Genomic DNA, 13852 nt, shown 5'->3' on the forward strand with positions numbered 1-13852 from the left:
ACACACTTTCAAGCCTTGGGGCATAATGCCGACACTTTCATGACCACTGAGGGATTTTATCGCCATGCCCTCGTCTTTTTCCCCCTCGGCTGTAGGGTTTTATTACACATGATCAAGTCTTTGCGTCCATTGTTGCTGGCCAGTTTCATTCTTCCGCTGGCCCTCTCCGTCTCCGCCGCCCCGATCAACACTGCGCTCACGCCTAACGTCGAAAAAGCCCTCAAGGCCAGCAAGTTGCAGGACAACGCCCTGTCACTGGTGATGATCCCGCTCACCGGGCCGGGCACGCCGACCGTTTACAACGCGGACGTTTCGGTCAACCCGGCCTCGACCATGAAGTTGGTCACCACCTATGCCGCGCTGGAAATGCTCGGCCCGAACCACCAGTGGAAAACCGAGTTCTACACCGACGGCACCCTCAGCGGCGGCATTCTCAATGGCAACCTCTACCTCAAGGGTGGCGGCGATCCGAAGCTGAACATGGAGAAGCTCTGGCTGCTGATGCGTGACCTGCGCGCCAACGGCGTGACGCAAATCACCGGCGACCTGGTGCTGGACCGCGGTTTCTTCGTACAACCGCAGTTGCCCGAATTCAATGACGACGGCAATGACGAGAACAAGCCGTTCCTGGTCAAACCCGACTCGCTGATGGTCAACCTCAAGGCCCTGCGTTTTGTCGCGCGTAACGACGGCGGTCGGGTATTGGTGTCGGTGGAACCGCCGATTGCCAGCATTCGCATCGAAAACCAGGTCAAGGCCGTCAATTCCAAGCAGTGCACTGGCGGTGTGCGCTACAACCCGGTGACCCAGCCGGATGGCAGCATGACCGTAACGGTCGGCGGCCAGTTGGGCGATGGCTGCAGCTCGCAGACCTATCTGTCGCTGCTTGACCACGCGACCTACACCGCCGGCGCCGTGCGCGCCATCTGGAAGGAGCTCGGTGGCAGCATTCAGGGCAAGGACGTGCTGGCGGCCACTCCGGGCAATGCAAAACTTCTGGCCCGGGCTTACTCGCCGGATCTGGCGGAAATCATCCGCGACATCAACAAATACAGTAACAACACCATGGCGCAGCAGCTGTTTCTGAGCCTGGGCCAGAAATTCCGTACCGATGCCGATGGTGACGATGCCAAGGCTGCCCAGCGCGTAGTACGTCAGTGGCTGGCGAAGAAAGGCATTACCGCGCCGCACCTGGTGATGGAGAACGGTTCCGGCTTGTCCCGCGCAGAACGCGTCAGCGCCCGTGAAATGGGAGCGATGCTGCAAGCCGCGTGGCATAGCCCGTATGCTGCCGAGTTCATCAGTTCGATGCCGATTGCCGGCACCGACGGCACCATGCGCAAACGCCTGAAGACCACCGCGATGCGCGGCGAAGCCCACGTCAAGACCGGCACTCTGAACACCGTACGCGCCATCTCCGGCTTCAGCCGCGACGTCAATGGCAACACGTGGGCAGTCGTGGCGATCCTCAATGACAAGGCACCGTTTGGCGCGTCGTCGGTACTGGATCAAGTGCTGCTGGACCTCTATCGCCAGCCGAAACTGCCAGACACGGCGTCGGTGCTCTAACCCGATCCTCCAGACACTGGAGATCACCTGTGGAGCGAGCCTGCTCGCGACAGCGGTCTAACATTCAACTCAGATGTTGACTGATAAACCGCTATCGCGAGCAGGCTCACTCCTACAAGGGTTGTGTGTCAGGCCTTAGGTTTTCTGGGCCTCGACCCGATCACGTCCCGCCTGCTTCGCCGCATACACCCCCGAATCCGCTCGCAGCAACAGCGCATCCGCGCCCTCCCCGACGCGCCAACTGGCGATCCCGAAACTCGCGGTAACGAACCCCACGCAGTCAATCGGTGAACTGCGCAGCCCTTGCCACAACTGCATGGCCAGCACGTGCGCCTGCTCGCGGTCGGTGTCCGGGCAGAGCACCATGAATTCTTCTCCCCCAAGGCGACAGAACACGTCCGTGCGCCGCAGCCGATGACCAATGCGCTCACACACGGCTTGCAACACCCGATCCCCCACGGCGTGGCCATGCTGGTCATTGATGCGTTTGAAGTGGTCGATGTCGAGCATGATCACCGACAACTCGCCCACGCCACGCTGGACCCTCGCCATTTCGGTGGTCAGGCGCTCCTGGAAATAACGGCGGTTGTGAATCCCGGTCAGCGAATCGGTAATCGACAGCGCCCGCAGCTCCTCTTCCACTCGTTTCAGGTCAGAGATGTCGGAAATGTAGCCATGCCAGAGCACCCCGCCACCGGGCAGCTCTTCGGGCGTTGCCTCACCGCGAACCCAACGCAGGCCGCGCATGGGCAGTTGCACGCGGTATTCCTCGCGCCACGGACTGAGGGTGTCCGCCGAGGCGCGGATCGAGGCACGGACCCGGGTCGTGTCCTGTGGGTGAATGCGCGTGAAGATCGCTTCGGCATTGAGCAGCAGCACGTCCGGTTCCAGCTCGTAGATCTCGCGAATACCGTCGCTGGCATAGATCACACTGAAGCGGCCGTCGAATTCCATCTTGAATTGGTAGATGCCACCAGGCACATGGGCGCTGAGTTTCTTCAACAACAGGTCCCGTGCCGCGAGCGCCTCATGCACACGCTTGCGCTCGGTAATGTCGATGCAGATCGCCAGGTGACCGACCCACAACCCCTGCTCGTCGAGCACCGGGGTGGCGAGCATGTTCACCGCCAAATGGCTGCCGTCGCTGCGTACCAGCGTCCACTCCCGCGCCTCGCTACCGCCCTCTTCGTCCCCTTCGACCAACATCGCCTGACAGGTCGGAATCGGTTTGCCATACCGCGCACTCAACTCCGCGGCCCGCGCTACCAGTTCCCGGGGGAAGTGCAGGTTTTCCAGGGTCATATGCCCCACGACGTCCACGCTGGCGTAACCCAGCATCTGCTCGGCGCCGGCGTTGAACGTGCTGATGACCCCGCGCAGGTCGGTGGCGATGATCGCCACCTGAGTCGCCGCATTCAGCACGCCGCGCAACTGGCCGTGGGTGCCACGCAACTCTTGCTCACGGGCCCGCAGTTCCTGGGTGCGTTGCTCCACCATTTTCAGTGCGCGCTGACGCTGACTGACCAGCACATACAGCAACGCACTGAGCAGCAGACTGAGCAAACCGCCCAGCACCATCAGGGGCATCACCGAGGAATGATTGGCTTTTGTAAAGGCTTCGCTCGGCGTGATGTCAACCTGATAATCGTGATCGGCCAATCGCAACAGCCGGCTCGCGGACAAATCACTGGCCGCCGGTGAGTTGAAAGACTCGTAGAGCACTTCGTGCTGCTCGTCGATCGACAAATCGAGAATGCGCACCGAAAGATAGTCGTAGTTGGCGTCCGGCAATCCATCGGCCAACAGCTGGCGCATGCTGATCACCGCCATCACATAACCGGAGGGTTTTACCCCCGCTGCGCTGGATGAGTTACGCGGCATCACCGGGGCCACCAACAGCACGCCGCGCGCATAGGCCGGCTCGATGCTGACCAGATGCATGGGCTGCGACACCGCCATGGTGCCCAGTTTGTCCGCCCGCTCAAGGGTGGCGCGGCGCATCGGCTGGGCCAGCAAGTCGTACCCCAGCGGCGAGCCCAGTCGACTTTGCGTCTGGCTGTACAGCACCGCCACGTATTCATCGCGCTCGGCGGCCAATTGCAGTTGACCGTTGCCGTCGAGCTCACGAAGGGTGAAATTGCTGAAGCCCTCGTCCCGTACCTTTTGTTCGAATGCCGCGCGCTCGGCACGAGTCACTCGGGCCGCGAAGGAATAGGCCTGGGTTCGGTGCAACAGGGGTTGGGTGTAACCGTCGAACTCCTCGCGGGAGACCGAGTCGGAATTGACGAAGAACCGGCGCAGACCGTCGAGGCGCTGCTCCTGGTCTTCGAAACGTTCTTCAATGCGGCTGTAACGCTCACTGGCCAGCAGTTGAAAGCGTTGTTTGAGTTGATGGTGAAACACATTGACCGTCGACCAGGCCAGTAACCCGGTGAGCACGCCGCCCATGAGCAATACCAGCAACGCGACCAGCCAGGCCGACACATCTTCGCTGATAAAACCCAGGATCTTGGGGCGTACGGCCTGAAACGACATAAAGGCAACTCACAATGCCAGGTGCCGGAAAAGCCCATTGGCCATGAGTGAGTTATAGCCATTAGCCACTAATTTGGCCAGCACTGAAATGACCCAAGAGCCTTTAAAAATCAAGGCTCTGTGGATCCAATCAGCTCAAGTGTCAACGCGCAGTGATTTTCCAGGCGCGGTGGATCTTACCGTTACGGGCGAAATCCGGATCGATGGTCTGGGCGGTGATTTCTTCAACGGCGTAACGCTCGGCGAGGTTTTCCTCAAGGGTGAACTTGCGGAAGTTGTTGGAGAAGTACAACACCCCACCGGGTGCCAGACGCGCCATGGCCAGGTCGATCAACTGCACCTGATCGCGTTGCACGTCGAAGATCCCTTCCATGCGTTTGGAGTTGGAGAACGTCGGCGGATCGATGAAGATCAGGTCGTACTCGTCACGGCAGGCCTCGAGCCAGGCCATCACGTCGCCCTGCTCCAGGCGGTTTTTGTCAGAGAAACCGTTCAGCGACAGATTACGACGCGCCCAGTCGAGGTAGGTTTTCGACAGGTCAACGCTGGTGGTGGTGCGTGCGCCGCCCTTGGCCGCGTGAACACTGGCCGTTGCGGTGTAGCAGTACAGGTTGAGGAAGCGCTTGCCGGCCGCCTCTTTCTGAATGCGCATGCGCATTGGGCGGTGGTCGAGAAACAGCCCGGTGTCGAGGTAGTCGGTGAGATTGACCAGCAGCTTCACGCCACCTTCATTGACTTCGACGAACTTGCCCTGCGCAGCCTGACGCTCGTACTGCTTGGTGCCGCTCTGGCGTTCGCGACGCTTGACCACCACACGGCTCTTGTCGATGTTCAAGGCCTGCGGAATCGCGGCCAGGGCATCGAACATGCGGGCCGAGGCTTTTTCCGGATCGATGGATTTCGGCGCGGCGTATTCCTGGACGTGGACCCAATCCTGATACAGGTCGATGGCCATGGAGTATTCCGGCATGTCGGCGTCATACACGCGATAGCAGTCGATGCCTTCACGCTTGACCCACTTGCCCAACGCCTTGAGGTTTTTCTGCAGGCGATTGGCAAACATCTGCCCGCCCTCGCTCAAGCGCGGTTGCTCGATCACCACCGGGGCCGGTTTGATCGGATTGCCGTTCTTGTTGTACTTCTCGTACTTGCCCGGTGCCACGTCGTTGTCGGCGACTTCGACTTCAGCCTGCTCGCGCTCGACCTGACGCTGTTCCGGGGTGCGACGTTCGCCGGTGACGAACTGGTCGGGCGTGACCTTGATCAGCAGCAGCTTGCACGGCAACGCGCCGTTCCAGAACGAATACTGTTTGTGGCTGCGAATGCCCATGCGCTTGCCCAGGTCCGGGGCGCCGGTGAACACCGCGGCTTCCCAGTTCAGGCAGGCCTGACGCAGACGTTCGCCGAGGTTCTGGTAGAGGTAGAGCAAGCTCGCCTCATCGCCCAGACGCTCGCCGTACGGCGGGTTGCAGATGACCAGGCCTTTCTGGTTCTGGTCCGGACGCGGCTCGAACGTACCGACTTCGCCCTGGTAGATCTTGATCCACTCGCTCAGGCCGGCACGCTCGACGTTGTTGCGGCCCGGTTGAATCAGGCGCGGGTCGGCTTCGTAACCGCGAATCCACAGCGGTGGCTTGGCCAGGCCGGCCGCACAGCGCTCGGTGGCTTCTTCGTGAAGTTTTTTCCACAGCGCCGGGACGTGACCGAGCCAGGCGGTGAAGCCCCATTGCTCGCGACGCAGGTTCGGCGCCATGTCGGCGGCGATCATCGCTGCTTCAACGAGGAACGTACCGACACCGCACATCGGGTCAGCCAGCGCGCCGCCTTCGGCCGCAATGCGTGGCCAGCCGGAACGGATCAGGATCGCGGCCGCGAGGTTTTCCTTCAGCGGCGCCGCGCCTTGCTGCAAGCGATAACCACGCTGGTGCAGGCTGTGACCGGACAGGTCGAGGGACAGAATCGCTTCGCCACGGTCCAGGCGTAGGTGAATACGCAGGTCCGGGTTGAGCTTGTCGATCGACGGACGGTCGCCTTGCGGGGTGCGTAGTTTGTCGACGATGGCGTCTTTGACTTTCAGGGCACCAAAGTGAGTGTTGTCGATGCCCGAGCCATGACCGCTGAACTCGACGGCCAGGGTGCCGTCGTTGAGCATGTGGTCTTGCCACTCGATGTCCAGCACGCCGTGGTACAGGTCTTCAGCGTCTTTCATCGGGAAACGCTTGAGCACCAGCAACACCCGGTTCGCCAGACGTGACCACAGGCACAGGCGATAAGCGGTTTCCATGGTCGCCATGCCGCGCACGGCAGAGGTGTGCTCACGTGCTTCTTCAAGGCCAAGCCCGACGGCTTCCTCGATCAGCAGGCCTTCAAGGCCTTTGGGGCAAGTGAGGAAGATTTCGAATTGATCGGACATTGGAATTTCAGAGCCTTTAGCTAAGTGAACCGACAACGCATTGCCGATCCGGTTTTCAATCAGGCGCTTTTCTAAAAGAGCGCCCGCGTGGCACGAAGGTGTGCCGTCCCACCTGTGCTGCTCAGGTTAGAAGAGCTTAGATGCACAGGCAGATAAAAAAGTTGATGCAACAAAATGTCATAAGTCGACCCTTCGTCGAATAGTGCTTCTGCGCAACAGAAGTCATTCTCACTAAAGGATTAACCCCGTCATCCTGCGGGGGGCCGATCATACAGGGCTTTGGCCAATAAACACGGGCAAACATCGTGTTACTTATGGCCATAGCATCTTTATGGTTACGTCCTTATGACAAAACGATCATTCCCTCGATGTGACGCATTGGTTAGAACTCAACACAGGTTGACGCCGCAACGACGTCGACACCTTGGCTCGCGACGCCGGCAGCGGGCCCCAACGGCAGAAGTTTTTTTCTGCCAGACCTCGATTGAGGTCTACGCGATAAATACAGTCAACAAGTGAGGGCAACACCCTATGAGAAGACTTAAGCGTGATCCGTTGGAAAGAGCATTTTTGCGCGGATATCAATATGGCGTTGGTGGCAAATCCCGTGAGCTTTGCCCATTTACTCTACCGTCAGTACGCCAAGCCTGGATTAACGGCTGGCGCGAGGGACGCGGCGACAACTGGGACGGTATGACCGGCACTGCGGGAATCCACAGACTCAACGAACTTCACGCCGTCGGCTAATTTACAGGGCCTAACACTCCGACACGACAATCTGATGACTGAATGAATTAACCACGCACGTCCCATCCGGACGGCGGGCTCCGGCCCAGGGGCTCCTTCGAGGAGCCCTTTTTTATGCCTGTCTTTCGCCGAAACACAATTCCCGTGTAGCAGCTGTCGAGCCTGCGAGGCTCGACAGCTGCTACACGTCAGCGCTGGGCGGCTATGGCGTCTACCGACTCACGAATCAGCGCTGGACCTTTGTAGATAAAGCCGGAGTAGATCTGCACCAGGCTCGCACCCGCAGCGATTTTCTCTGCGGCGTGTTTGCCTTCGGTGATCCCGCCCACGGCGATGATCGGCAAGCGACCGGCCAGCTCCGAGGCCAGCACCTTCACGGTGTGGGTGCTCTTGTCACGAACCGGTGCGCCGGACAGACCGCCCGCCTCGTCACCGTGCTCCATGCCTTCTACACCGACGCGGCTCAGGGTGGTGTTGGTGGCGATCACCGCGTCCATCCCGGTTTCAATCAGCGCTTGTGCGACCTGCGCGGTTTCTTCGTCGGTCATGTCCGGTGCGATCTTGATCGCCAGCGGGACATGTTTACCGTGACGCAACGCCAACTCGGCGCGGCGCGTGGCCAGGTCAGCGAGCAACTGCTTGAGCGAATCGCCGAACTGCAGGCTGCGCAGGCCCGGGGTGTTCGGCGAGCTGACGTTGACCGTCACATAGCTGGCGTGGGCGTAGACCTTGTCCAGGCAGATCAGGTAATCATCGACCGCGCGCTCGACCGGGGTGTCGAAGTTTTTGCCGATGTTGATGCCCAGCACGCCCTTGTATTTGGCGGCGGCTACACGCGCCAGCAGGTGATCGACGCCAAGGTTGTTGAACCCCATGCGGTTGATGATCGCCTCGGCTTCCGGCAGGCGGAAAATCCGTGGTTTCGGGTTGCCCGGTTGCGGACGCGGGGTGATGGTGCCGATTTCGACAAAACCAAAACCCAACTGGGCGAAACCGTCGATGGCCGCGCCGTTTTTGTCCAGACCCGCCGCCAAGCCCACCGGGTTCGGGAAGTCCAGGCCCATGACCGACACCGGCATTTTCGCCGGGGCCTTGCACAGCAAGCCGTTGAGGCCCAAACGTCCGCCCGCGCCGATCAGGTCCAGAGACAGATCGTGGGAGGTTTCCGGGGAAAGTTTGAACAACAGCTGACGGGCCAGGGTGTACATGGGCGGGTTTGACTCTGGGCTACGAAAAGTGGCGGCAATTATAGCCGCGCATCGGGGCCGCAGGCGAGGCGCGCGACAAAATCAGCGAGCGATGGCATATGCCTTGCACCACCACCGGTATCAGCACTCATGCCAACGGCGGAATGGGTCGAAAGACAACGGCGTCGTCACTGGCCCTTGCTCTGGCAAGGCGCCTGGTACGGCGTTTTTTATGCAAGGTGCTTATCGATGATTGAAGTTCCAGCCAACCCTCTGGCGTGGGTCAATGGCAGCGATGCCCCGGAAAAGACCGACATCAACCTCGGCTTCATGGCCCTGAGCGACTGCGCCTCGGTGGTGGTCGCCGCCACTCAGGGGTTCGCCCAGCCTTACGGCCTGACCCTGAACCTCAAGCGCCAGTCGTCCTGGGCCAACCTGCGGGACAAACTGGTCAGCGGCGAACTCGACGCCGCCCACAGCCTGTATGGTCTTATTTATGCCGTCCATCTGGGCATCGGCGGCGTGGCCTCGACCGACATGGCCGTGCTGATGGGCCTGAACCAGAATGGCCAGAGCATCAATCTCTCCCACGGTTTGCAGGCGCTGAGCGTGACCAGTCCTGATGCACTCGAGCGCCACGTGCACCAATCTCGCCCGAAACTCACCTTCGCCCAGACCTTTCCGACCGGCACCCACGCCATGTGGCTGTATTACTGGCTGGCGAGTCAGGGCATCCACCCGCTGCAAGATGTCGACAGCGTGGTGGTACCGCCCCCGCAAATGGTCGCGCACCTGCAAGCCGGGCGTATCGATGGCTTTTGCGTGGGTGAACCGTGGTCCGCCAGCGCAGTGCAACAGAATCTCGGCTTTACCCTGGCGACGACCCAGACCATCTGGCCCGATCACCCGGAAAAAGTCCTCGGCTGCACCCGTGCGTTTGTCGAGCAGTATCCCAACACCGCGCGGGCCTTGGTGATGGCGATCCTGGAAGCCAGCCGGTTCATTGAACAAAGCACGGAAAACCGCCGCAGCACCGCGCAGCTGTTGAGCGCGCCCGACTACCTCGACGCCCCCCTCGACTGCATCGAACCGCGCCTGTTGGGCGACTACGCCGACGGCCTGGGCCATCGCTGGCAGGACCCGCACGCGTTGCGCTTCCATGCGGGCGGCGAGGTCAACGTGCCGTACCTGTCCGACGGCATGTGGTTCATGACCCAGTTCCGGCGCTGGGGCTTGTTGCGCGACGATCCGGATTACCTCGGCGTGGCCCGTCAGGTCCAGCAACTGGATCTGTACCGCGAAGCCGCCAGTGCCGTCGGTGTCGATATCCGGGGGCAGGACATGCGCAGCAGCCAGTTGATCGACGGCAAAGTCTGGGACGGTTCCGACCCGGCCGGTTATGCCCGCAGCTTCAAGTTACACGCCCTGAGCGACAGCTCGCACCGATTCGCCCAGCGCTGACAGGAGACTGCGAACATGCTGCGTATCCTGCTGATCAACGACACTGCGAAAAAAGTCGGTCGACTGAAAGCCGCCCTGACCGAAGCCGGGTTCGAGGTAATCGACGAATCGGGCCTGACCATCGACCTGCCCGAACGCGTCGAAACGGTGCGTCCGGACGTGATCCTGATCGATACCGAGTCACCGAGCCGCGATGTGCTGGAACAAGTGGTGTTGGTGACCCGTGACCAGCCACGACCGATTGTCATGTTTACCGATGAACACGACCCCGGCGTGATGCGTCAGGCGATCAAGTCCGGGGTCAGTGCCTACATCGTCGAAGGCATTCACGCACAGCGCCTGCAGCCGATTCTCGACGTGGCCATGGCGCGGTTTGAAAGTGACCAGGCCCTGCGCGCCCAGCTGTATGCCCGCGACCAGCAACTGGCCGAGCGCAAGCGCATCGAACTGGCCAAGGGGCTGTTGATGAAGATGAAAAGTTGCAACGAGGAAGAGGCCTACACCCTGATGCGCCGGCAGGCGATGAGCCGGCAACAGAAGTTGATCCAGGTTGCCGAGCAGATCATTGCCATGAGTGAGTTGCTCGGGTAACCGATCGTTCCCACGCTCCTCGTCACAGCTTGAAGCGGACGTGGAGCGTCCATGGCGGCATTACCACGCTCCGCGTGGGAACGATCTCCTGAAACTGGCACAAATCTGGCTAAGTAATCACCACAGGTAACCAACGGCGGTTGCCCCACCTACGACAAAGACGTCGCTCACCTCATTTGCCCTTGGCGAATCCGGTAGCGGCGTTTTTTCGTTTTGGCCCCACAGCCCGGGGCCGGTGGTGCGGCCCACAGGCGCCCCACCTGCTAGCTCATGACTCCTTCTCGAGACTCTTCACAGCTGAGGTGCGCGATGAATTCAAGCTTCTGGAAATCCGGCCATACGCCGACACTGTTTGCGGCCTTCCTCTATTTCGACCTGAGCTTCATGGTCTGGTACCTGCTCGGCCCGTTGGCCGTGCAGATCGCCGCGGACCTGCACCTGACCACCCAACAACGCGGGCTGGTGGTGGCCACGCCGATCCTGGCCGGGGCCGTGCTGCGCTTTATCATGGGTATGCTGGCGGATCGTCTGTCGCCCAAAACCGCCGGACTGATAGGCCAGGTGATTGTCATCTGCGCGCTGTTCGGCGCCTGGAAACTCGGGATTCACAGCTATGAGCAAGCGCTGGTGCTGGGCCTGTTCCTCGGCATGGCCGGGGCGTCCTTCGCCGTCGCCCTGCCGCTGGCCTCGCAGTGGTATCCGCCACAGCATCAAGGCAAAGCCATGGGCATCGCCGGTGCCGGTAACTCGGGCACCGTGCTTGCCGCACTGATTGCTCCGGTATTGGCCGCTGCGTTCGGCTGGAGCAACGTGTTCGGCTTCGCCCTGATCCCGCTGATCCTGACACTCATCGTTTTTGCCTGGCTGGCGAAAAACGCGCCGGAACGGCCGAAAGCCAAGTCGATGGCCGACTACTTCAAGGCCCTGGGCGATCGCGACAGCTGGTGGTTCATGTTTTTCTACAGCGTGACCTTCGGCGGCTTCATCGGCCTGGCCAGCGCCCTGCCCGGCTATTTCAACGACCAGTACGGCCTGAGCCCGGTGACGGCCGGTTACTACACGGCGGCCTGTGTGTTCGGTGGCAGCCTGATGCGCCCATTGGGTGGTGCCCTGGCAGATCGTTTCGGCGGGATACGCACGCTGCTGGCGATGTACACGGTGGCGGCGCTCTGCATTGCAGCGGTGGGTTTCAATCTTCCGAATTCCTACGCGGCGCTGGCGCTTTTCGTCTGCACCATGCTCGGTTTGGGTGCAGGCAACGGCGCGGTGTTCCAGTTGGTGCCGCAGCGTTTTCGTCGCGAGATCGGCGTGATGACCGGTTTGATCGGCATGGCCGGTGGTATCGGTGGCTTTGCGCTGGCGGCAGGCATGGGCGCGATCAAACAGAGCACTGGCAGTTATCAACTGGCCCTGTGGTTGTTCGCCAGCCTCGGCGTCCTGGCCTGGTTCGGTCTGCACGGGGTAAAACGTCGCTGGAGAACCACCTGGGGTTCGGCCGCTGTGACGGCGGCGCGGGTCTGAGGCCTCAATGAGCCTGCAACTGAGCTTTGCCGAAGCCAGCGCCATTGGCCCGCGCGAGGAAAACCAGGACGCCCTGCGCCTCGTGACGCCCGCCCCGGCGCTGGCGGCCAGCAAAGGCTACTTATTCGCCATTGCCGACGGCGTCAGCCAATGCGCCGACGGCGGTCTCGCCGCCCGCTCGACCTTGCAGGCGCTGGCGCTGGACTATTACGCCACCCCGGAAACCTGGGGTGTCGCTCAGGCACTGGACCGCCTGCTGCTGGCGCAAAATCGCTGGCTGCAGGCCAATGGTGGCGGGCAACCGCTGCTGACCACGGTCAGCGCATTGGTCATGCGCGGCAGGCGTTTTACCCTGGCCCATGTCGGCGATTGCCGGGTGTATCGCTGGCACGCGGATCAATTGCAGCGCGTCAGCGAGGACCATGTCTGGGACCAGCCGGGCATGCAGCATGTGCTGAAACGGGCACTGGGACTGGATCAGCATCTGGTGCTGGACTTTCTCGATGGCGAATTGCGCCTGAATGAGAGTTTCGTGCTGCTCAGCGACGGCATCTGGGCTGTGCTGGGTGACACCGCGATTGCCGCCATTCTGCGAGATCAGCCCGATCTGGAGAGCGCGGCACAGACCCTCGTCAACGCTGCGCACCTGGCCGGCAGCCAGGACAACGCAAGTGCCTTGCTGGTACGAGTCGATGCCCTGGGTGAAACGAGCATTGGTGATGCGCTGATTCACTTACAGCAATGGCCGTTGCCACCGGCGCTGAAACCCGGTCAATCCTTCGAAGGCTGGCACGTTGACGGGATACTCGGCCAGAGCCAGCAATCGCTGCTCTATCGGGTTCGCGACGGACAACAGCAACCCTGGCTATTGAAAACCTTGCCCGCCGCGCTGCACGACGATCACCTGGCCGGGCAAGCGTTGCTGTCGGAGGAATGGTTTCTCAAGCGCGTGGCAGGACGGCATTTTCCTGAAGTCCATGCCGCCAGTCAGCGTCAGCATTTGTACTACGTGATGCGCGAATATTCCGGAACGACGCTGGCAGCTCTGCACACCCGTGTCGGACCTCTGCCGTTGGCGCAATGGCAAGATCTGGCCGAGCGCCTGCTTCGCGCGGTTGGCCTCCTGCATCGACGGCAGATTCTGCACCGCGACATCAAGCCGGAAAACCTGCTGCTGGGTGACGACGGCGAATTACGCCTGCTGGATTTCGGCCTCGCGTATTGCCCAGGCTTGTCAGAGGATCAAACCTCTGCCCTGCCTGGAACGCCCAGTTACCTTGCGCCGGAAGCCTTTCGCGGGGACATCCCGACGCCGCAACAAGACCTGTACGCGGTGGGCGTGACCCTGTATTTCCTGCTGACCGGGCATTACCCCTACGGTGAAATCGAAGCGTTCCAGCGACCACGGTTTGGTGTACCGGTCAGCGCCAGTCGCTATCGTCCGGATTTGCCGGAATGGATTGCGCAATGCCTGGAACGTGCCGTTGTGGCGGATCCGGGTCAGCGGTTTGAAACGGCGGAAGAATGGTTGCTGCTACTGGAACAGGGCGAGCGGCGCAGCTTGAGCGTGCGGCCCAGACCGTTGATGGAGCGTGAGCCGTTGAAGGTTTGGCGGACATTGGCGCTGATGTCATTGCTGCTGAATCTGGTGCTGCTGGTTCTTGTATTTCATCGCTGATTCAAATCCCCTGTAGCCGCTGGCGAAGTCTGCTGCTACAGAATCCGCGCCAAATGCGGGCATCGCGCATTGATTCGGTGCGAAAAAACCTATTTCACATTCCAAGTCTTCGACCAAACCCAGTAAATCCGGCCACCTGAAGCACTTGGC

The 13852-nt window shown here is 61.0% G+C and carries 9 protein-coding genes; 6 read left to right on the forward strand and 3 right to left on the reverse strand.

Going from position 1 to position 13852, the window contains the following annotated elements; all coding sequences use genetic code 11:
• The first annotated feature begins 108 nt into the window (after positions 1 to 108).
• Positions 109 to 1569, forward strand: a complete 1461-nt coding sequence (gene dacB, locus H8F22_RS04580) for a D-alanyl-D-alanine carboxypeptidase/D-alanyl-D-alanine endopeptidase (protein ID WP_059181320.1) — start codon at positions 109 to 111, stop codon at positions 1567 to 1569.
• A gap of 135 nt (positions 1570 to 1704) precedes the next feature.
• Here dacB and H8F22_RS04585 read toward each other — a convergent pair whose 3' ends face one another.
• Positions 1705 to 4104: a sensor domain-containing diguanylate cyclase gene (locus tag H8F22_RS04585; RefSeq protein ID WP_027922569.1), complete on the reverse strand. Its 2400-nt coding sequence runs from the start codon at positions 4102 to 4104 to the stop codon at positions 1705 to 1707.
• A gap of 142 nt (positions 4105 to 4246) precedes the next feature.
• Positions 4247 to 6517 (reverse strand): bifunctional 23S rRNA (guanine(2069)-N(7))-methyltransferase RlmK/23S rRNA (guanine(2445)-N(2))-methyltransferase RlmL, encoded by a 2271-nt coding sequence (gene rlmKL / locus H8F22_RS04590; protein ID WP_027922568.1) that lies wholly within the window; start codon positions 6515 to 6517, stop codon positions 4247 to 4249.
• A 531-nt stretch (positions 6518 to 7048) separates the two neighbouring features.
• Here rlmKL and rmf point away from each other — a divergent pair.
• Positions 7049 to 7264: a ribosome modulation factor gene (gene rmf / locus H8F22_RS04595; protein ID WP_003223300.1), complete on the forward strand. Its 216-nt coding sequence runs from the start codon at positions 7049 to 7051 to the stop codon at positions 7262 to 7264.
• A gap of 188 nt (positions 7265 to 7452) precedes the next feature.
• Here rmf and H8F22_RS04600 read toward each other — a convergent pair whose 3' ends face one another.
• Entirely contained in the window at positions 7453 to 8472 is a 1020-nt protein-coding gene (locus H8F22_RS04600; RefSeq protein WP_059181321.1) for a quinone-dependent dihydroorotate dehydrogenase, read from the reverse strand.
• 228 nt (positions 8473 to 8700) lie between these two features.
• Here H8F22_RS04600 and H8F22_RS04605 point away from each other — a divergent pair, with 228 nt between their 5' ends.
• From H8F22_RS04605 to H8F22_RS04620, 4 genes are all read left to right on the forward strand, one after another.
• A complete protein-coding gene (locus H8F22_RS04605; protein WP_027922566.1) occupies positions 8701 to 9912 on the forward strand; it encodes a CmpA/NrtA family ABC transporter substrate-binding protein in 1212 nt (403 codons plus the stop codon).
• 15 nt (positions 9913 to 9927) lie between these two features.
• Positions 9928 to 10503 carry an ANTAR domain-containing response regulator gene (locus H8F22_RS04610; protein ID WP_027922565.1) on the forward strand — a complete coding sequence of 192 codons (576 nt, stop codon included), beginning with the start codon at positions 9928 to 9930 and terminating at the stop codon, positions 10501 to 10503.
• A gap of 309 nt (positions 10504 to 10812) precedes the next feature.
• Positions 10813 to 12024, forward strand: coding sequence for a nitrate/nitrite transporter (locus tag H8F22_RS04615; protein ID WP_027922564.1), 1212 nt, complete (start codon positions 10813 to 10815; stop codon positions 12022 to 12024).
• Positions 12025 to 12031: 7 nt separating this feature from the next.
• Positions 12032 to 13702, forward strand: a complete 1671-nt coding sequence (locus tag H8F22_RS04620) for a bifunctional protein-serine/threonine kinase/phosphatase (RefSeq protein ID WP_027922563.1) — start codon at positions 12032 to 12034, stop codon at positions 13700 to 13702.
• Positions 13703 to 13852: the final 150 nt, after the last annotated feature.

The organism is Pseudomonas mucoides (assembly GCF_015461845.1).
Lineage (GTDB): Bacteria > Pseudomonadota > Gammaproteobacteria > Pseudomonadales > Pseudomonadaceae > Aquipseudomonas > Aquipseudomonas mucoides.

Excerpts from the sequence above, each read along its gene's own strand:
- H8F22_RS04610 (WP_027922565.1), top strand. The coding sequence starts at position 9,928 with ATGCTGCGTATCCTGCTGATCAACGACACTGCGAAAAAAGTCGGTCGA.
- dacB (WP_059181320.1), top strand. The coding sequence starts at position 109 with ATGATCAAGTCTTTGCGTCCATTGTTGCTGGCCAGTTTCATTCTTCCG.
- H8F22_RS04605 (WP_027922566.1), top strand. The coding sequence starts at position 8,701 with ATGATTGAAGTTCCAGCCAACCCTCTGGCGTGGGTCAATGGCAGCGAT.
- H8F22_RS04615 (WP_027922564.1), top strand. The coding sequence starts at position 10,813 with ATGAATTCAAGCTTCTGGAAATCCGGCCATACGCCGACACTGTTTGCG.
- H8F22_RS04620 (WP_027922563.1), top strand. The coding sequence starts at position 12,032 with ATGAGCCTGCAACTGAGCTTTGCCGAAGCCAGCGCCATTGGCCCGCGC.
- H8F22_RS04585 (WP_027922569.1), bottom strand. The coding sequence starts at position 4,104 with ATGTCGTTTCAGGCCGTACGCCCCAAGATCCTGGGTTTTATCAGCGAA.
- H8F22_RS04600 (WP_059181321.1), bottom strand. The coding sequence starts at position 8,472 with ATGTACACCCTGGCCCGTCAGCTGTTGTTCAAACTTTCCCCGGAAACC.
- rmf (WP_003223300.1), top strand. The coding sequence starts at position 7,049 with ATGAGAAGACTTAAGCGTGATCCGTTGGAAAGAGCATTTTTGCGCGGA.
- rlmKL (WP_027922568.1), bottom strand. The coding sequence starts at position 6,517 with ATGTCCGATCAATTCGAAATCTTCCTCACTTGCCCCAAAGGCCTTGAA.